At 72.5% G+C, this 18,372-nt stretch carries 16 protein-coding genes; 5 read left to right on the plus strand and 11 right to left on the minus strand.

From position 1 onward, the window contains the following. Position 1: 1 nt before the first annotated feature. The 7 genes from IPL89_02650 to IPL89_02680 all read right to left on the minus strand — a co-directional run bounded on the left by IPL89_02650 (position 2) and on the right by IPL89_02680 (position 7,709). Positions 2 to 1,393: a TolC family protein gene (locus IPL89_02650; protein ID MBK9062080.1), complete on the minus strand. Its 1,392-nt coding sequence runs from the start codon at positions 1,391 to 1,393 to the stop codon at positions 2 to 4. 73 nt (positions 1,394 to 1,466) lie between these two features. Then, positions 1,467 to 1,805, minus strand: a complete 339-nt coding sequence (locus IPL89_02655; GenBank protein MBK9062081.1) for a hypothetical protein — start codon at positions 1,803 to 1,805, stop codon at positions 1,467 to 1,469. A gap of 53 nt (positions 1,806 to 1,858) precedes the next feature. Further along, a complete protein-coding gene (locus IPL89_02660; protein MBK9062082.1) occupies positions 1,859 to 2,269 on the minus strand; it encodes a hypothetical protein in 411 nt (136 codons plus the stop codon). After that, complete coding sequence (locus IPL89_02665) at positions 2,266 to 3,585, minus strand: FAD-binding oxidoreductase (protein ID MBK9062083.1); 1,320 nt, start codon at positions 3,583 to 3,585, stop codon at positions 2,266 to 2,268. The genes IPL89_02660 and IPL89_02665 overlap by 4 nt, the downstream gene beginning before the upstream one ends. After that, a complete protein-coding gene (locus IPL89_02670) occupies positions 3,582 to 4,325 on the minus strand; it encodes an SDR family NAD(P)-dependent oxidoreductase (protein MBK9062084.1) in 744 nt (247 codons plus the stop codon). Before IPL89_02670 ends, IPL89_02665 begins: the two co-directional genes overlap by 4 nt. A gap of 31 nt (positions 4,326 to 4,356) precedes the next feature. Further along, the gene (locus tag IPL89_02675; GenBank protein ID MBK9062085.1) at positions 4,357 to 5,139 is read right to left on the minus strand and encodes a hypothetical protein; all 783 of its coding nucleotides are present in this window, start codon (positions 5,137 to 5,139) and stop codon (positions 4,357 to 4,359) included. Between the two features lie 128 nt (positions 5,140 to 5,267). Next, complete coding sequence (locus tag IPL89_02680) at positions 5,268 to 7,709, minus strand: PBP1A family penicillin-binding protein (GenBank protein ID MBK9062086.1); 2,442 nt, start codon at positions 7,707 to 7,709, stop codon at positions 5,268 to 5,270. A 51-nt stretch (positions 7,710 to 7,760) separates the two neighbouring features. On the opposite strand from IPL89_02680, the gene IPL89_02685 reads away from it, so the two are divergent. Continuing rightward, a complete protein-coding gene (locus IPL89_02685; GenBank protein ID MBK9062087.1) occupies positions 7,761 to 8,303 on the plus strand; it encodes a cysteine dioxygenase family protein in 543 nt (180 codons plus the stop codon). A 28-nt stretch (positions 8,304 to 8,331) separates the two neighbouring features. On the opposite strand, the gene IPL89_02690 is transcribed toward IPL89_02685, so the two are convergent. Further along, a complete protein-coding gene (locus tag IPL89_02690; protein MBK9062088.1) occupies positions 8,332 to 8,547 on the minus strand; it encodes a hypothetical protein in 216 nt (71 codons plus the stop codon). Positions 8,548 to 8,619: 72 nt separating this feature from the next. Continuing rightward, entirely contained in the window at positions 8,620 to 9,600 is a 981-nt protein-coding gene (locus IPL89_02695) for a putative sulfate exporter family transporter (GenBank protein ID MBK9062089.1), read from the minus strand. Between IPL89_02695 and IPL89_02700 the strand changes: the two genes are divergently transcribed. The 4 genes from IPL89_02700 to IPL89_02715 are packed head-to-tail and all read left to right on the plus strand — an operon-like array spanning position 9,586 to position 13,503. Further along, positions 9,586 to 10,455 carry a formate dehydrogenase accessory sulfurtransferase FdhD gene (locus IPL89_02700; protein MBK9062090.1) on the plus strand — a complete coding sequence of 290 codons (870 nt, stop codon included), beginning with the start codon at positions 9,586 to 9,588 and terminating at the stop codon, positions 10,453 to 10,455. The two genes, IPL89_02695 and IPL89_02700, sit on opposite strands and share 15 nt — an antisense overlap. A gap of 12 nt (positions 10,456 to 10,467) precedes the next feature. Beyond that, a complete protein-coding gene (locus tag IPL89_02705) occupies positions 10,468 to 11,418 on the plus strand; it encodes a hypothetical protein (GenBank protein MBK9062091.1) in 951 nt (316 codons plus the stop codon). A gap of 43 nt (positions 11,419 to 11,461) precedes the next feature. Continuing rightward, complete coding sequence (locus IPL89_02710; protein ID MBK9062092.1) at positions 11,462 to 12,328, plus strand: hypothetical protein; 867 nt, start codon at positions 11,462 to 11,464, stop codon at positions 12,326 to 12,328. Next, positions 12,328 to 13,503: a trypsin-like peptidase domain-containing protein gene (locus IPL89_02715; GenBank protein ID MBK9062093.1), complete on the plus strand. Its 1,176-nt coding sequence runs from the start codon at positions 12,328 to 12,330 to the stop codon at positions 13,501 to 13,503. Before IPL89_02710 ends, IPL89_02715 begins: the two co-directional genes overlap by 1 nt. Before the next feature lie 6 nt (positions 13,504 to 13,509). Here IPL89_02715 and IPL89_02720 read toward each other — a convergent pair whose 3' ends face one another. Together IPL89_02720 and IPL89_02725 are read right to left on the minus strand one after the other, a co-directional pair. Further along, positions 13,510 to 13,947 carry a hypothetical protein gene (locus tag IPL89_02720; protein ID MBK9062094.1) on the minus strand — a complete coding sequence of 146 codons (438 nt, stop codon included), beginning with the start codon at positions 13,945 to 13,947 and terminating at the stop codon, positions 13,510 to 13,512. 12 nt (positions 13,948 to 13,959) lie between these two features. Beyond that, on the minus strand, positions 13,960 to 18,363 hold the full coding sequence (locus IPL89_02725; protein MBK9062095.1) for an amidohydrolase family protein: 4,404 nt from the start codon (positions 18,361 to 18,363) through the stop codon (positions 13,960 to 13,962). Between the last annotated feature and the right edge of the window lie 9 nt (positions 18,364 to 18,372).

An 18,372-nucleotide genomic window follows, 5' to 3' on the forward strand; every position in this document is an offset into this window, starting at 1 on the left:
CCTACATCCCGGCCGTGCTCGACGAAGGCGTCGACGTCGAAGCGCCGGAGGCGGAGGCGGTGCGGTCAAGCGAGGACTCCCTGAGGTCCGCGTCCGCGCGCAGGAAGCCCGCGAGCCTCCCGACCGCGGAGCGGCGGTCCTGGTAGAGAGTCCCGAGAGCCTCGAGGACGGTCACGAACGGGACGGCGCCGGAGCGGTAGCTCGCGAGCGCCGCATCCACCGAAAGGCGGTCCTGGACGAGGACGCCCTCCGCGTCCAGCCGCGCCTCGTCCGCGAGCTGGCGCATCCGGATGAGGCGCTCCTCGGCGCGCGCGCGCACGATCGCCTTGATGGCGGCTTCCGTCGTGGCCGCGGAGCCGGAGAGCCCCTGCGCCTCGGCGACGAGCGGCCGCGTGCGCGCGCCCGCGAAGATCGGCACGGTCACGCCGACGCCGGCGGACCACATGAGCGGGAGCGAGCCGCGGTTCATGTACGCCGCCGAGACGACGAAGTCCGGCTGCGACCCGCGCTTTGCGAGGTCTGCCGCGAGCCGCGAGCGCTCGCCGAGCGCCGCGGCGTCGCGAATCTCGGGCGTGGCGTCGAGGGCCTTGGCAACCGCTTCGTCGCGACGCGGGACGTCGAGCGCGCCTCCGGGGAGAAGCCGCGCGGCAGCGGCGACGGGCGCGTCCGGAGGAAGGTCGAGGAGGCGCCGCAGCTCCGCGAGAGCACCCTCCTCGGCGGCCTGGTCGCGCCGCCTCTGCTGAAGGAGGCGCGTCCGCTCGCTCTGCGCGCGGATCACGTCCTGCTGCGTCCCCATCCCGGCCGCGTAACGGGCGCGAATCGTCTCGTCCATCTGACGCCACGTCTCGATCTGCTCGTCGACGAGGCGCTGGTTCTCGCGGGCCTCGAGAAGGTCCGCATGGGCGCGGCGGACGGCACCGGCGACGGCGAGCGCCGCGCGCTCGGGCCGGAAGGCGGCCCGGGCGGCGTCGGCGTTCGCGAGCTTCTCCGCGGCCCCGAGCTTGCCCGGAAACGGGAACGCCTGCTGGGCCGCGAAGATGAGGCGCGACATCGGCTCCGTACCGAGGGAGATGGCGGACCCGTCGTTCTCGTATCCGACGGAGAGCATCGGGTCGGACAGGACCCCCGCCGCCGGAGCGCGCGCCGCGAGAGCCGCGGCCTCCGATCGCGCCGCCGCGAGCTCGGGATTTCGAGCCAGCGCCTGGGCGACGAGGGCGTCGGCCTCGGCGGCGGCACTTGCGCCCGCATCCGCGGGCGCGCCGGGGGCGGGCGCCGCATTCGCGGCGCCCGCCGGGGGAACGGCCGCGAACAACGAGACAAGGCCGCAGACAGCCACGGCACGGCAGGCCTGCACTCGGGACCTTCTAAGAAAATCTTCTCTTCTTCCGACCATCTGGAACTCCTAAATTGAAAAGCCTCACGGAGCCGCTCGTTGGAGGCGGCGCGAGAAGGATTCAACGCGGGGATCAGACGAGGAGGACGGCGAAGAGCAGGTGCAGCGGCGCCGAGCGCGCGCGCGGCGCGACGCGCGACTCGACGTCCACGGCGAGCGGCGCGTCGACCACGACCATGGGCGCAAGCGCCTCCGCGAGCACGACGGGCGGAGCGTCGGCCGAAACCACGACCGCAGGGGCCGGAGGGACCGGATTCAGCGAGCAGTGGCACGGCGGGGCGTCGTCGTCGCCCATGCCGGCGCAGCAAGCCATCGGCGCCGAGCCCCCGCACGGGGATGCGGCCGCGAGGCGCGCCGCGGGCGCCGCCACGAGGGCGGCGGCGAGCAGGGCAAGAAGGAGAACGCGTCGCATCGCGCGATTCTACGCGCCTCCCCCCTTCGACCCATGATGCAGACGCTCCGGGGCTACTTCCGGACGAGGACGACCGACCCGGTCACCGCGCCGCAGCAGGCGCCGCCGCCCGTCGCCTGGCCCGCGTAGGTGCCCGTCAGGCCCCCGTCCGAGGTGAGCGTCATCGTGCCGCTGGCCGAGCCTCCGCACGGCGAGAACCCGATCGCGAAGACGAGCGTCGCGCCGCTCACGTTGCCGGTGAGCGTGCCGACGCCCGGCAGATCCGCGACGACCTTGCACCCCGTCTGGAAGAGCGTGACGTCGAGCGTCTTCGCCCCGCACGAGTCCGTGAACGTCCCGGCGTACTGCCCGGTCAGCGGCACGCACGAGGACGGCTGCGTCGGCGTCTCGGTGCTGCCGCAGCTCGTGAGAACGAAAGCGGCCGCGAGAGCTACCAGCGCGGCGGGAAACGGGCCCGCTCTCACGCGGCCCTCCCGCCGCGCGCCGCCGCGAGGCGGTCCACGGTGCCGACGCAGTCCTTCGCGCGGTAGGCGCGGCCGCCCGTTTCGAGGAGGATGCGGTCGAAGCCGCGGCACAGGCGGACGAGGCGGTCCGCGTTGCCGCGCGTGACCGGGAAGTCGAGCGCGAGCGAGAACCCGTCCGGCGCGTAGCCGCGCGGGAAGGTGTCGGCGCGGTGGCGCTTGACGACGGCCAGCGACGAAACGACCTCGGCCTCCTGCTGCAGGAAGAGGGCGCGGGCGAACGCCTCCTCGGCCTTCTCCTTCGGGACGAAGAGCTGGTACTGGATGAAGCCGCCCGGGCGGTACGCCTCGTTCCAGCCGGGAACGTAGTCGAGGAGGAACGAGTACGCGACGAGCGACTGCCGGTAACGCGCCCGGCCCGCGAGGCGGCCGGCGAGGAACTTCGCCGCGTTCACGAGGCGCATCTGCGGGCCGCGCGCCGTGAGCTTCAGCCCGAGGAGGAGCAGCGGGACCGGCAGCGGCCCCGTCTTGACGTCGGCGAGCTGCTCTGCGACTGAGAAGCCCGTCGGCTCGCCGGGCGCCGGAACGTGCTCGTTCGCGACGTGCAGGGCGCTTCGCCCGAGCGCGCGCCCGGACGCCCAGCAGTCCATCCAGCCGACGACGTACTCCCAGTCGTCCTTCGCGCCGTCGATTCCCGCGAGCGTCGCGGCGAGGTCCGGAGTCGCGAAGCCTTCGACGTCGAGGTAACCCGAGCGGAGCTTCTTGAGGTGGAGCGCGACCTCCACGATTGGGTCCGCCGCGCGCGTGTTCCCGACGACGTCCGCCAGCGCGGCCGAGCCGGCGGCGATCTGCTCGATGCGGCCGTCCGGCCGCAGCACGGAGACGCTCTCGAGGTGGTCGCCGATCGTCCCGCGCTTCCAGCCGTTCTTGCCGTGGACGTTCACGGCGACGGCGCCGCCGAGCGTCACGTTCATCGTGCCCGTGACGACGGGCGGCCAGAGGCCCTTCGGAATCGAGGCCTTCCAGAGCTCTCCGAGCGTGAGCCCCGCACCGGCGCGGACGATTCCCGTCTCGGCGTCGAGGCTTCGGATCGCGTTCAGCCGCGTGAGCTCGACGACGGGCCCGGCCGGGTTCAGGGCCGCGTCGCCGTACGAGCGCCCCGCCCCGCGGAAGACCGGCGTCTCGCCACGGGCGCGGAGGTTCGCGAGAATCGACGCCAGCTCCTCCACGGACGACGGCCGGTAGACCGGCGACACGCAGAAGTTGTAGAGGCCGAAGCCCTCGACACGTTCGGGAACCGGGCACTCGGCCGCCGTCACGGCGGGCCCACCCGCTTGAAGAGGAAGCGCGGCACGTGGTGGAGCGCGAGGCCGAAGAGCGCCCAGCGGCGGTAGACGTAGAAGACCTCGTGCCGCTTCTCGAGGCGGTCCGCGATCGTCCGGGCCGCCACGTCGGGCGGGACGACCCAGAAGAGGTTCTTCTTCCCGTCCAGCATCCGCGTGCCGACGAAGCCGGGCTTGACCGTCGAAACCGTCACGCCGAACGGGAAGAGCCGGTTGCGCAGCCCTTCGAGATACGTCGTGAGCGCCGCCTTCGAGGCGTTGTACGCGGGGTTGCCCTTGCGGCCTCGGTCGCCCGCGATCGACGAGATCGCCGCAAGGTGCCCGCGGCGCGCCGCGCGGAAGTAGTTCGCCGCGAGGCCGAGCATCCGGACCGCCGCGACCGCGTTGACGTTCATCGTCGCGGCGTCGCTTTCCGGATCGCACGTGACGCCGTCGCCGGCGGGCATCAGCCCCGCGTTGTAGAGAAAGAGGTCGCAGTGTCCCGTCGCTTCGAGGGCCTCGCGGAAGGCCGGCTCGATGCGCGAGGCGTCCGCGAGGTCGCAGACGACGCCGCGAACCGTGGCCGCCGGGTGGCGCAGGGACAGTTCGGCGACGAGGGCTCCGAGCTTCTCCGGCGACCGGCCGAGAATGGTGACCCAGCAACCCCGCGACGCGTACTCGGCCGCGAGCGCACGCCCCAGCCCGTCCGTGGCCCCAACGAGGACGACTCTCTTCACGCGATCTCCCCGCCCATCTTACGGCGGCCCGTCACGGCCAGAGGCGCTCCTTCTCCTCGTGCCAGTCGCGCGTCACGTCCAGCCAGAACGCGAGGCCCGCGTGAGGGCCGAACGGCGCGTACAGCCGCGCGACGCGCGCGTCGGAGACCTTGCGCCCGCGGAACCGCAGGGCGGACACCTTCTTGCGGGACCACGAGTCGAGCCCGAGCTTTCCGTGCCGGCCGAGAAGACGCCCGAGGGTGTCGGCGGCGTACGGGCCGAAGCCCTTCTCGGCACGGATCTCCTTCTCGACGTCCTCGTCCGGCCGCGCGAGATCCTCCCAGCGCGCGAGGTCGAGCGCCCCAGAAGCGACGCGGTCCGCGAACGCGGCGAGGTACGGCGCGCGGTAGCCGAACTTCAGCGATTCGATCTGGCGGGCGGAGAGCCCTGCAACGAAGGCAGACGGCGGAAACGCGCCGCCGTTCCCGTAGCGCGCGATCAGATTCGAGACCATCACCTTCGTGAGACCCCACGTGCAGTTCGTCGTCGCGAGGACCTTCACGGCGTCCTCGAACAGCGTCGGCGCGCGCAGGATGCGCCCCGCCCCGCGCCGCGCGATCCACGCGAAGCGCGGATCGCCGGCGCAGAGGGAATGAAACCCCGACAGTTCCGCTCGGAGGTCGAAGACCCGATCCAGCGCGCGGCGGACCGCGGCCCTGGACGGCAGGTTCGAAGAGACCGGAAGATTTTCTTTGAATGGTGAAGAGGGCGGCGGCGAGGGCGGCGCTGCGGTTGCGACCAGACCGCTCGAGCGCGCCGCCACAACCACCTGCACGGGGCATTCACCTTCTAAGAATCTGAATCCCAGGGTCCTCTTCTCCGCATCCCATTCGAACGGGGGCAGGTCGTACCACCCGTGGCTGCGCACGAGGAGGTCGAGGTCGAGGGGCGGAAGCGTCAGCCTCAGTTGCCCGTTCCCCCGATGCCGGGGCCGGGCGCGCCGCCGCCTCCGTGGGGGCACCGTTGCTTCGGCTCGGTCCCCTCGAGGAAGACCTCGTCCAGCGACGCGGGACACTCCTCGGTCACGAGGAGTCCCGTCGTCGGGTCGATCGACGCAGTGACGACGCCGGGCGTCTTCGGGAACGGCGTCTCGAACCAGTGGGACGGCAGACGACGGACGAAGTCCGCCCAGATCGGCAGCGCGGCGTGCGAGCCCGAGAGGTTCAGGCCGCGGTTGTCGTCGAAACCGACCCACACCGCGACGAGGAGGCTCGGCGAGAAGCCGACGAACCACGCGTCGCGGCCGTCGTTCGTCGTGCCCGTCTTGCCCGCGAAGATGCCCTGCGCCCCGAGGCGCCGCGCCGAGCCGCCCGTCCCGCGGTCCACCACGCCCCTCAGGACCGAGTCGAGCACCGACACCGCGTCGGCGTCGGCGCCGCGCACGATCGGCTCGTCTTTCGACTCCATGCGGCGGAGGGACGGCGTCACGAGGCCGAGGAGGGCGTTCGGCTTCACGCGGAACCCGCCGTTCGCGAACGTGCAGAACGCGGAGGCGATCTCCATCGGGCTCGTCTCGAAGGAGCCGAGCGCAATCGACGGGTAGGGTTTGAGCGGCGACGAGATTCCGGCGCGGCGCGCCGTCTCGACGATGTCGGGCAGGAGAGTGCGCCCCGGCGCCGTCTGGGTGACGGCGATGCGCACCGTCGGGATGTTGATCGACTGTTCGAGGGCCTGGCGGGCCGTCATCGTCCCGCGGTACTCGCCGTCGTAGTTCTTCGGGGACCAGGTCTCGTCCTCGCCCGCGCCCCACACGAGCGCGATCGGCGAGTCCACGTAGAGCGACGCGGGCGTGATCGGCGGGACGAGGTCGCGCTTGCCGAACGCGGTCAGGTAGACGAACGGCTTGAAGAGCGAGCCCGGCTGGCGCCGCGCCTGCACGACGCGGTTGAACTGGCTCACCTGGTAGTCGCGCCCGCCGACGAGAGCCCGCACCGAGCCCGTGGAGGGGTCGAGGGCGATCAGGGCCGCCTGGAGCTGCTCCTCGTCGCCACGGACACGCAGGCGCTTGAACTTCTTCTCGAGCTCCTCGAGCCCCTTCAGGACCGCCGCCTGCGCGGCCTGCTGCATGTCGGGGTCGAGCGTCGTGAAGACCGACGAGCCGTCCTCCTTCGAGTAGCCCGGGATCTCCTTCGCCTGCTTCAGGACGAAGTCCACGAAGTGGGGCGCGACGACTCCCATCGGGGGAGACGCGATCGGCGTGAGCGGCGCCGCGCTGGCGGCGTCGAACGCGGCCTTGTCGATCTTCTTCTGCTCGAGCATGCCGCGGAGGACCACGGCGCGCCGCTGGCGCGCGTTGTCGGGATTGCGGAACGGCGAGTACTTGCCCGGCGACGAGATGAGGCCCGCGAGCATCGCGGCCTCGTTGAGCTCGAGCCTCGAGACGCCCTTGCCGAAGTAGAAGCGCGACGCCTCCTCGACGCCGGTCACCGACACGGAGCCGCGCTGGCCGAGATAGATCTCGTTGAGGTAGGCCTCGAGAATCTGCGTTTTCGAGTACTTCGACTCGAGGATGACCGCCATGAGCGCTTCGACGCCCTTGCGCTTGAGCGTGCGCTCGGGCGTGAGGAACATGTTCTTGACGAGCTGCTGGGTCAGCGTGGACGTGCCGCGCACTCCGGCGCGGCGCGTCACGCTCTGCAGGACGGCCCCGACGAGGCGCCGCGGAGAGATTCCCGCGTGGGTGAAGAAGTCGCGGTCCTCCGTCGTGAGGATCGCGTCGAGGAGGACCTTCGGGACCTGGTCGAGCGTGACGAGCGTTCGGTCCTGCATCTTCTCGTCGAAGACGGTGCCGACGACCTCGGGCTCGAAGACGACGTGCGGAAGCGGCGAGCCGTCCTCGGCGCGGCGCACGGACGCGACGCGGCGCCCCGAGAACTCGAGCACCACGGCCACGCCCGGGGTGCGGCCCCACGCCGTCTCGCGGTCGTTCACCCAGACCGTGATCCGCTTCGGCGAGAGCGCGTACTGGCCGGGGAGAAGCGGAGGCTTCGGAACCTCGGCGTAGCGCAGGCGCCCGAGCCGGCGCGTCACGTCCTCCGCCGCGAGGGCATCGCCCGGCCGCACGACCCAGACGTCCGAGTACAGGCGCGTCGGCAGGCTCCAGCGCCGGCCGTCCATCGTCGCCCCGACGACTCGGGAGAAGTACAGGACGACGACGACGGCCGCGGCGACGAGGAGGACCGCCGTCGCGCCGAGCGCGAACCAGGCCGGCCTTGGGATACGGCCGAGCTGCCGTCCGCACCACGCGGAAACGACCTTCAGGCGGGCGGATGCCGCCGCGCCCAGGGTTTTCAGGCGGGCGGACACCGCCGAGAGGGCCGCGAAACGCGGCTCAGGCTCGTTCACCGCGGCGAGTCTAGCCGACGGGGTCCGGTGCTACGATGCGATTGATTCTCGATGGCGAAGACCTTCGCGGAGCTCCTCCGCCGCCTCGACGCCTTCTCCGACCGCATCCCGCTCGGCGAGCTGGAGGCGGCGCTCTCGGACGTCTCGATGTCCCTCGACGACGTCCGACACCACCTGATCTTCGGAGCCGACACGTACCGCCGGAACCTCGTCCACGCGGGCCCGGCCTACCAGGCGCTCGTGTTGTGCTGGCGGAACGGACAGCGCAGCCCGATCCACGACCACGCCGGCTCGAGCTGCGGAGTGCGCGTCCTTTCCGGCGAGGCGCTCGAGACCGTCTTCGAGCGGACGCGAGCCGGAATGGTCTTCGCGGTCCGCTCGCTCGCGCATGCGCCGGGAAGCGTCTGCGCAACGCAGGACGCGGACATTCACCAGGTTTCGAACGTCGCCGACGACGGCAGGGACCTCGTGACGCTGCACGTCTACTCGCCGCCCCTCCTGAACATGGGGACCTATACGCTCTTCGACCCGAACGTCCGCGCCTTCCGCGAGCCGGTCCATGAGGACGCGCTCGTGGACGGCGGCGGGATCTGAGTCCCTGCGCCCCGCGGGTGGGGCCGCGTCAGGCCGTCTTGCGGGCGGCGCCGAACTCGCGGGACGCGAGCGTCCCGTCGGCGTTCATGACGAGGAGCTCGGCGTCGGTGATTTCCACGAGGTGGCGCGCGGTGAGGATCGCATTCTGCTGACCCTCGAACGCCCCCATCGGCTGCCCGCTTCCGACTTCGTAAACGTACCAGAGGCCCTCTTCGTAAACGACCATGAACCTCATGCGGCGCATCACCGTCCGAGTGTCGCGGCCGCGGCGCGCCCGCGCCAGAGCATGATCATGCCCCCCGAGGCGTGTCCCCCGTCACGAGATCCAGCCCGCGAGAATCGCCGCGGCCGTGGCCGAGGCCGCGAGAATCCACAGGATCACGCCGAGCAGGATCGGCCGCACTCCGACCCGCGCGATCGCCTCGCGCGTGAGCGTGGTCCCGATCAGGAACAGCGTGACGACGAGCAGGCGCTTCGCCGCGTCCGCGACGGACCGCCCTGCCGGCGCGAGGGCCGGGATCCACGTGACGAGCGCGGCGGCGGCGACGAAGCCCCCGAGAAACCACGGGACGGCGAGGCGGGCGTGCGCGCTCTCCCCCGTGCGGCGCGCGTGGTACCGCGCCGCGAGGAGCGCGAGCGGGACGATCCACAGGGCGCGCGCGAGCTTCACCGTCGTCGCGACCTCGACGGCCTTCGGCCCGTACGCGGCCGCCGCCCCGACGACCGAGCTCGTGTCGTGGATCGCGAGCGCCGCGAAGAGCCCGAACCGGGCCTCGTCGAACCCGAGGAGGCGCCCGAGCGGCGGGAAGACGACGAGCGCGACCGCGTTCAGAAGGAACACGGTCGCGAGGGCCACGGACACGGACTCGGCCTTCGCCCGGATCGCGGGAGCGACCGCCGCGATCGCGCTGCCGCCGCAGATCGCCGTTCCCGCGGTGACGAGGATCGCCGTGTCCTCCTCGACGCGCAGCGCGCGCGCGAGGGCGAAGCCCGCGGCGCACGTCAGCGCGATTCCCACCGCCGTGTAGCCGATGCCGCGGGCGCCCACGCGCGCCACCACGCCGAGGTCCGCCGCGGCTCCGAGCCCCATCACCGACAGGCCGAGGAGAAGGTGCGCGAGGCGCTTCGTCTCTGCGGGCCAGGGGTTGCCCGCGGTCAGGGCGACCAGGATTCCGAGCACGAGGGCCCCGCCGGCGGGCACGACCGGCGCGAGGCAGGCGGCCGCGAGAAGCGGGACGAGGACGCGGCCAGCCGTCACGCGCGAAGTGTAGGCTAGCGCACGATGTCCGCTCCGCACCGCGACGCGTCCGTCTCCGTGCACGTCGTCCGCCGTGACGGCGACGCGGAGACCCGGGACCGGGACTCCCTCACGGCCGAGGAGCCCCTCGAGATCCGGCTCCGCGAAGGAACGGACGCGCCCGAGCGGTTCGTCGTCACGATGCGCACGCCGGGGGACGACGACGATCTCGCCGTCGGCCTCCTCTACGGGGAAGGCGTGATCTCGGGGATCGGCGACGTCGCGGCCGTCGGTCCGCCCGGAGAGCCCGGCCTCGCCCCGGAACTCGCGCGGAACGTCCGCGTCGTGACGCTCGCTCCCGGCGCCGCTCGATGCGCTCCGCGGCGCGCGACCGTCATGGGATCGGCCTGCGGCGTGTGCGGCCGGACCTCGGTCTCCGACGTGATCGCGCTCGCGGAGGCGGCCCGCGCGCGCGCCGCACGACCCGCTGGGGCCGGAGGCGCGGCGGACCTCACGATCACCGCCGAACTTCTCACGCGTCTCCCCGGCGTCCTGCGCGAGAAACAGTCCGTCTTCGCCTCGACGGGCGGCCTGCACGCGGCCGGGTTTTTCGAGGCCGACGGAACGCTGGTCGTCGCGCGCGAGGACGTCGGCCGCCACAACGCGACCGACAAGGCCGTCGGGGCGCTCCTCCGCGAGGGGCGGAGGACGCCGCCGATCCTCCTCGTCTCGGGGCGGCTCGGGTTCGAGATCGCCCAGAAAGCGGCCCTCGCGGGCGCCCGCATCGTCGCAGCCGTCTCGGCGCCGACGAGCCTCGCCGTGGAGCTCGCCGAGGAGGCGGGCCTCACGGTCGTCGGGTTCCTGCGCGGCGCGCGCTTCAACGTCTATGCCCACCCGGAGCGCATCCGGGGGTAGACTGCGCGCCTCATGCCCAGGGAGATTCCCGTTTCGCTGAGGCTCTGCTGGACGGATCCCGTCACCGGCGAGGCGCGGAGCGTCCCGCTCGAGGGCGCGCTGCGATTCGGCTCGAACCGGCAGCAGAACGACATCGTCCTTCCCCTGCGCTCCGTGGAGCCGTTCCACGCCGAGATTCTCGGCGACCAGGCGGGCGGCTGGGAGCTCGTGGCTCTCGGTCCGAGGCGGCTCAAGGTCGGCGACCAGATGACGCCCCGGGCGCGCCTCACGGCGGGCACCGAGTTCTCCGTCGGCCCGGTCGCGTTTCGCGTCAGGCCGAGCGAGCCAACGGTCACGCGGCCCGTCTCCAGCACGGGCTCGCGGCGCGCGTTCGCGCCTCCTCCGCCGCCCGCGCCTGCCCCGGGCCGCTGGCCCGCCGTCGGCGTCGCGCTTCTCGTCGCGGCGACGGGCGTGGCGACGTGGTCCGCGCTCCACCAGAAGGCGGAGGACGCGACGGGCCTCCGGGCAAAGGCGGCTTCGCCGGCGGCGCCCGCCGCGGGCCGCGCGCGCCCGAAGGCGAAGACGGCGGACCGGACGGCCCTCCTCGAGGCCGGTTCGGTTGCGACGTCGCCGTCCGCCGCTCCCGGCGTCGAATCCGCCGCCCCGATCGTCCTCGTGAAGATCGGCGGCTCGTGGGTGCCCGCGCAGGGGTTCTTCGTGACGACGAACGGCCTCGTTCTCCTGAACCAGCGCCTCGCCGCGGCCGCCGAGTCCATTCTCGTGCGGGCCGCCGGGGCCGATGCGCCGGTGACGGCGCGCCTCGTCGCCTCGGATCCGGGGAAGGACCTCGCGCTCCTCGAGGTTCCCGTGAACGGCCCGGTGCTCGCGACACGCCTCGACGACGACGACTCGTTGCGCGCGGCGGCGCTCGCGCTCGGCGTTCCCGCGGCGGACGTGCGCGCGTTCGTCGCCGCCCACCGCTGAGACGGGCCGTTGCCGCCTCCCCGAGGCGTACACTTTCGCCACGATGTCCGCGCTCCTCGCAGCGGCGCTCCTCTTCCAGGTCCAGGACCTGAGACCGGCGACGAAGGCCTGCCCGTTCTTCGTCGTGACGACGTCGGGTGAGCGCGTCGGCGCCCTCGACCGGCCGAATCACGACGGCAAGCCCGTTAAGTTCCGCCTCTGCTCGAACGGCACGCTCACGATGTTCGCCGCCCAGGACGTCGACTGGGCCGCGACCGAGCAGGCCAACGCCGCGGGGAACGCGCCCGCGCCGACCCCCGGCCTCGCCCCGAATCCGACGCGCGCGTCCCTCTCGGGCATCGCGAAGCAGACGTCCCTCCGCGACGCGGAAGCCGCGGTCAAGCAGAACCAGCTCTCCGGAAAGATGAAGCTCGCCGGCCGCGAGGTCTCGCTCGACGACTCGGTGCCGTTCTTCGGCAAGGAATCGGTGGCGCAGCACCTGAAGCTCAGCACGTTCTACGCGGACGCCTCGGGCTGCCCCTCCCAGCGGGCCCGCGCGTACGGCTCGGTGAAGAACATCTCGCGGATGAAGCTGCGGAGCCTCAAGGCGCTCGTCCTGATCGGGAGCATCCGGTCCGGCGACTACAACGGGCAGGTCCAGACGATGGACCCGTCCGACCTCGTCCCGGGTGAGGAGTCGGAGATCTTCCTCTGGCTCTCGTGCGACTGGGCCGGCCAGGCCTCGTCGTTCCGCACGAAGAACGACGCCGTTCTCGTCATGATCGCGGACGTCGCGGGCCACACCGAGGAGGTTTCGAAGCCAGACGGCTCGAACCCGTTCATGACGCCCGCGCCGACGAAGACCGCCGCTCCGGCGCGCACGCCCACGCCGGCCTCACCCTACGGAAACGCTCCGATGAAGCCACGCTGATGCCCGACGCCGGCGCCTCCCTCGCACTCATGTGGATGGACCCCGCGACGGGCGAGACGAAAAAGGTGCCGCTCGACCACGCGCTGCGCCTCGGCTCGAACCGCCAGCAGAACGACGTCGCCCTGCCCTTCGCGGGCGTCGAGGCTCTTCACGCGGAGATCGTCTCGCGTCCCGGCGGCGGATGGGAGATCGCGCCGGTGGGCGTCCTGCGCCTGAAGGTGGACGGCGCGATGGTCCCGCGCGCCGAGCTCCGGCCGGGCTCGACGTTCTCGATCGGCATTCTCGATTTCACCGTCGGCTACGCGGGGGCTTCGCTCGAGCGCGCGTCCGCGCCCGCCCGGCCCGCCGCGCCGGTCTCCGGCTCGTCGCGAATTCTCGTGCCGCCTCCCGTGCGGCGCCCGGCGGTCGCGGGGCCGCGCCCGCCGGAGCCCGACCGGCGCCTCGCCTTTGCGCTCCTCGGCGGCGGCCTCGTCGCCGCACTCGGGGGCGTCGTCTGGTTCGTCGCGCTGCGGCCGAAGCCGACGCCCCTGGCCGCGCCGCCCGCGAACGTGCCCCAGGCGGCCGCGTCCGCTCCGGCGAACGCGCCGGCCCGGCAGGAGCCGACGGACCCGTTCGCGGCCGCCAAGAAGTCCGTCGTCACGGTCATCGCGAAGCTGGCCTTCGACAAGGGATTCGCGACCGGAACGGGCTTCTTCGTGACGTCGTCGGGCAAGCTCGTCACGAACTTCCACGTCGTGAAAAGGACGGACTACCAGCAGATCCTGATGCCGGGCTCGAAGAAGCCGGTCGACGCGCGCATCCTCGCGACCGACGAGGAGCACGACCTCGCGCTGCTGCAGGCGATGGTCGATCCGCCCGTCCCCGTCGCGCCGCTCGCGGCCGGCGCGGTGCTGAAGATGGGCGATCCCGTCTTCGCGCTGGGCTCGCCGGCCGGCCCCGTCCTCGAGATGAGCCTCTCGCGCGGCATCGTGAGCTCCGACAAGCCGCGCCAGTTCGGGGACGTCGCGCTCATCCAGCACGACGCCGCCATCAACCCCGGCAACAGCGGCGGGCCCCTTCTCGATCAGCAGGGGCGCGTCGTCGGCGTGAACACGCTCAAGATCAAGGAGACGCAGGGGCTGAACTTCGCGATCCCGGTGGATCAGGTCAAGGATTTCCTCGCCCTGCCGCGCTGACGCCCGTCAGTTGTCCACGATCCAGCGCTCTCCGTCCCGGCTCAGGCGGACGGACACGCTCGTGAGGTTCGGGAACGAGCCGGGCGCGTTCGGGTCGGCGCACGAGAATTCCGCGTTCCAGTAGGCGGACACGCCGTCGCGGCTGACGAGCGTCGCACCCGTGTACGTGCACCTCGCGCGCGCCGCCTCCTCGCCCGAAAACGCCTGGTCCGCCGCGCGCCGGCCGAGCGACTGCGCCCGCCCCGCGACGATCGACCGCATGTCGGCCGTCTCGCGCGCGGCGGTTTCCTCGGCCGAGGGCGTCCGGACGGGCTCCCGGGTGGTCGCCCCGGTACGGTCGATGCGGATCGGCGCCTTCGTGTCGAGCGCCTTCCCCATCACGAACATCAGAAACGCGACGAATGCGAGCCCGAGGCCGGCGAAGATCCAGGCGCCGCGGCCCATGCTCCCCTCCCCTCAGCGGCCGCCGGCCGCGGGCGGAGCGGGCTTCGGCCGGCTGCGGTAGCGCTCCCAGAGCCGCTTGTGGCGGTCGGAGAGATCGAGCGCCACGCCCCTTTCGTAGAGCGCGGTGACGGTGGACGTCGTCTGGAGGGGGTCGCCCGTCCATACGGCGAGCGACGCGTCCTTGCCCGGCTCGAGCGAGCCGATCCGCGCGTCGACGCCGAAGATGCGCGCCGGGTTGAGCGTGATGGAACGGAGCGCCTCGAGCGGGTCGAGTCCGAACGACACGGCCATCGCCGCGTCGTTCGGAAGGTCGCGCGTCGTCGCGGCGGTCATCGTCGTCTGGCCGTTGCCGATCGCGACGACGACCCCCGCCTTCGCGAGCTCCGCCGCCTTCGTGAACGGCGCGTCGTACGCGTCGTCCTCGCGCAGCGGCAGATCGAGGACCGTGTCGAGGACGACGGGGATCTTCCGCTCGGCGAGCGCCGCCGCCGACCTCGGCGCGTCGTATCCGCCGAGGATCACGAGGCGGACCTTCGTGCCCTTGAGATCCTCGTCGAGAAACCGCAGCGCTGCGTCGATCTGCGCCCTGCGCTCGGCGCGGACGACGAGGGGAATCGACCCGTCGAGGACGGCCGCGAGCGCCCCGGTGGACGCAACGGTGTCGTGCGCGGGGACGCCGGCCTTGCCCTCGGCGGCGCGGGCCGTCCGGTACGCCGCGGCGTCCCGGAACGTCCGCCGGATGAGGTCGAGCGCCTCGTCGCGCCGGCGCTCCTGGACTCGCGCGGACGGCCGGGCCTCCGGGCGCCGGTCGATCGCCATCTCGGGCCACTCGACGAGGACCGCGGCCGGGCACTTCACGCACGCGTCCTCGCGCGTCCAGCCGTTCAGGGTCACGACGGACGCGGCGCCGGGGAACGTCGAGCCGCGCGGCGCGAGCGCCGCGAAGAGGACGCCGTTCGAGCGCGTCACGGGGAGCGTCTCGGAATCGAGGTTCATCGCGACGTCGGGCCGCGCCTCGGGGTTGATCTCGGCGATCTCGGAGACGTCGTTCGTCGCGCGGACGGCCTGGATCTCGACGAGCCCGACGAGCGACGCGGGCGCGAAGAAGGCGGGGGCGACGTGCCTGCCCGCCGCGTCGACGACCGTCGCTCCCGCGGGAATCGGCGTTCCGGGGCCGCCCACCGCCGAGATCTTCCCGCCGTCGATCACGACGACGCCGTTCGGAATGGCGGGCCCGGCCGCCGTGTGCACGGTCGCGCCCTTGAGGACGAGGACGGAGGCGAGAAGGAGCATGCTCATCGCGCCACCTCCACACCGGCGGACGCATCCATGGCGTGCTCCTCCTCGCTGCAGGAGTGCTCGGCGGGCCGGGCCGGCGGCCCGGCAGGCGCGGCCGCGGCGCCGCGGGAGGCGGCCAGGCGCGCCTTGCCGATCAGCTCGGTCTTCTCGGCCCCGAGGGCGGCGCGGGCCTTGAGGTCCTCGGCGCGGTCGAAGTACTTCTTCCCTTCGATCCAGGTTTCGTCCGCGTGGCTGGTTGCGTCCAGCGGGTCGCCCGACCACACGACGAAGTCGCCGTCCTTGCCCGGCTCGAGGGAGCCGATGCGCGCGTCGACCTTCAGCTGCTTCGCGGAGTTCGCGGTCACGAACTTGAGCGCCTCCTCGCGCGGCACGCCGCCGTACTTGACGGCTTTCGCCGCCTCGACGTTCATGCGGCGGGCCAGCTCGTCGGAGTCGGAGTTGAACGAGACGAGGACGCCGCGTTCCCGCATCAGGGCGCCGTTGTACGGGATCGCGTCGTACACCTCGAACTTGTAGGCCCACCAGTCGCTGAAGGACGAGGCGCCGGCGCCGTGCGCCGCGATCTCGTCGGCGACCTTGTAGCCCTCGAGGATGTGCTGGAGCGTTCCGATCTTCACGCCGAACTCCTCGCAGAGCCGGATCAGGTCGAGGACCTCCTGCTTGACGTAGCTGTGCGCGTGGATCGCCCGCTTGCCCTCGAGGATCTCGGCGATCGCCTCGAGCTGCAGGTCCGTGCGGACGGGCTCGGCCTTCTGCTTCCTCCGGTAGTCGCGCGCGGCCGAGAAGCGCTCGCGGATGAGGGCCGAGACGCCCATGCGCGTCTGCGGGTAGCGGAGCGGACCGGTCCCCTGCATGTTCGAGCGCTTCGGGTTCTCGCCGAGCGCGAACTTGATGCCGGGCGGCGCGTCCTTGAGCCTTGAGGCCGTCGGGCCCCTCGCCGTTCCTGAGCTTGAGGATTTCCGACTGCCCGCCGATTGCGTTCGACGAGCCGTGGAGCACGTTCGCGGCCGTGAGGCCGCCGGCGAGCTCGCGGTAGATCGCCGGTGCGAAGGGGTTCACGACGTCGCCGATGCGGACCTCGGCCGAGATGTTGTGGCTGCCTTCGTTCACGCCGCCGTCGACCGCCGTGTGGCTGTGGGCGTCGATGAGACCGGGCGTGACGGAGCGGCCCTGCGCGTCGATGGTGACGAGCGACGAGGCGGCCGACGCCGGCACGGCGACGTCCTTTCCCACGGCGGCGACCTTGCCGTCCACGACGAGAACGCTCGCGTTCTCGAGAGTGCCCTTCGGACCGGACGTCCAGACCGTCGCGTTCTTGACGAGGACGGCCTTCGGCGCCGCGAGCGGAGCCGCCCAGCGCGCGGGGAGCGGGCGCACGTCGGAGTCCGGCGCGTCCAGCTTCTCGGCGGCCGTGGCGGCCGGCGCCGCCCCCGGCTCGGCGGCGTCGGCGCCGGAACCCCCGCGGCCCGGTGCGGAGCGGTCCCGTTCCGCGCGCTTCGACACGGCGGGGCCTCCCGCGGCAGGGCGCACGTCGAGCCGCAGCGAGTCGCCCTCCACGACGGCCTCCGCCTTCTGCGGGCCGGAGAGCCCGAACGGCGCCCCGTCGACGTCGAACGTGAGCCTCTGGCCGTGCCTCACGACGTTCGTCGCCGCAACCGGCTTGCCTCCGGCCGCCGGAGTCACGCCGACGCCGGGGAGGCCGGTGCGCGGATCCGAGCGGAGCGAAACCGACGCGCCGTCCACCTTGAACGTGCCGGCGACCGCGCCCTTCTTCGGCCTCACCTCGTAAGGGACGCCGTCGACGAACGTCGTGAGGACGCGCGTCCTGTCGCTGAATAGCGGGCCGGACGACACGACGAGGTTCGCGAGCGCGCCGGGAACGATCTCGCCCGCGCGGCCCGCGAGACCGAGCTGACGCGCCGGGATCGTCGTGAAGGCCGCGAGGAGGTCGTCCGCCGAAAGGCCGCGAGCCCGGGCCTTCTTCGCGCGATCCGCGAGGTCGGAGAGCTCGGCGAGACCGTGCGTCGTCAGCGAGAACGTCAGGCCGAGGTCGCGCATCCAGCGCGGGTTCGAGGCCGCGCGATCCCACGCGCGGAGGCGCTGGAGCGACACGTCGCTCCACTCGTCCTCGTCCTCGACGGACGGCGCGGCCGCGAACGCGAGCGAGAGGACGAGGTCGGGCCTCGCGGCCTTGACCTCGTCGGCGAGAAGGTAGAGGTCGCTCCCCGTCGCCACGTGACGCGCCTTCAGGCCGAACTCCGCCGCGATCTTCGCGGAACGGAGGAGGGCGAGGACGTCGGAGGCTTCGAAGACGACCGGCTCCCTGCCGGAAACGGCGTCGCCCAACGCGACCCACCCGTCGTACCGTTCGGGACGCGCGCGCCCGGCGGGCTTCGCGGCGTACGCGGCGTCGGCCGCGAGCAGCCATTTCGCGTCCGAGAAGGCCTGCCGCACCGCGGCGGCCATTCCCATCTTGGAGCCCGGATACTCCCCTCCGAATTCGGGCGCGTCGGCGTCGCGCGCGACGTGCTGCGCGGACTTCGCGACGAGGAGCGCGCGGGAGAGCGGGCCGTCGGAGAGCGCGATCACGGCGCTCTCGCCGCGCAGGATGCCCTTGTCGGGCACGGCGGCGACCACGGTGAAGCCGAGGTCGCGGAACGCCTCGCGCACGTCGGAGGAGACCTTCAGGTCGGCGAGGACGGTCCGCTCGGGGCGGAGCTTCGACGACGGGAGCGCGTTGCCGGAGGGCTCGGGCGCCGGCGTGGCCTGGGGAAACGCGGCCGCGCCCGCGCCGCGGCGGGAAGCGGTCGAGTCGTCCGCGGAGGGGCGGACGCCGGAGAGGCGCGACACGGTCACGTACGGGTCGATGAGGCCCGGCGAAACCGTCTGGCCCTCGAGATCCATCACCTGCGCGTCGGCCGGCACGGCCACCGCGCCCGCGGCCCCGACGGCCGCGATGACGCCGCCGCGCACGATCACGACGCCCTTCTCGATGACCTTGCCCGGCGAAGTCACGACACGCGCGTTCACGAGCGCATAAACGTGCGGCAGCTCCGCCGCCCAAGACATCTTTGCGAAGAGAAAGAAAGAGAGAAAGAGGAGAGAAGACTTTCGCATCTCTTCTTC

This window comes from Acidobacteriota bacterium (assembly GCA_016716715.1).
Lineage (GTDB): Bacteria > Acidobacteriota > Thermoanaerobaculia > UBA5066 > UBA5066 > Fen-183.

What these genes read in the sequence shown, in the direction of transcription:
- IPL89_02650 (MBK9062080.1), bottom strand. Translation starts at nt 1,393, where the DNA reads ATGGTCGGAAGAAGAGAAGATTTTCTTAGAAGGTCCCGAGTGCAGGCC.
- IPL89_02655 (MBK9062081.1), bottom strand. Translation starts at nt 1,805, where the DNA reads ATGCGACGCGTTCTCCTTCTTGCCCTGCTCGCCGCCGCCCTCGTGGCG.
- IPL89_02685 (MBK9062087.1), top strand. Translation starts at nt 7,761, where the DNA reads ATGGCGAAGACCTTCGCGGAGCTCCTCCGCCGCCTCGACGCCTTCTCC.
- IPL89_02690 (MBK9062088.1), bottom strand. Translation starts at nt 8,547, where the DNA reads ATGCGCCGCATGAGGTTCATGGTCGTTTACGAAGAGGGCCTCTGGTAC.
- IPL89_02700 (MBK9062090.1), top strand. Translation starts at nt 9,586, where the DNA reads ATGTCCGCTCCGCACCGCGACGCGTCCGTCTCCGTGCACGTCGTCCGC.
- IPL89_02705 (MBK9062091.1), top strand. Translation starts at nt 10,468, where the DNA reads ATGCCCAGGGAGATTCCCGTTTCGCTGAGGCTCTGCTGGACGGATCCC.
- IPL89_02710 (MBK9062092.1), top strand. Translation starts at nt 11,462, where the DNA reads ATGTCCGCGCTCCTCGCAGCGGCGCTCCTCTTCCAGGTCCAGGACCTG.
- IPL89_02715 (MBK9062093.1), top strand. Translation starts at nt 12,328, where the DNA reads ATGCCCGACGCCGGCGCCTCCCTCGCACTCATGTGGATGGACCCCGCG.
- IPL89_02720 (MBK9062094.1), bottom strand. Translation starts at nt 13,947, where the DNA reads ATGGGCCGCGGCGCCTGGATCTTCGCCGGCCTCGGGCTCGCATTCGTC.
- IPL89_02725 (MBK9062095.1), bottom strand. Translation starts at nt 18,363, where the DNA reads ATGCGAAAGTCTTCTCTCCTCTTTCTCTCTTTCTTTCTCTTCGCAAAG.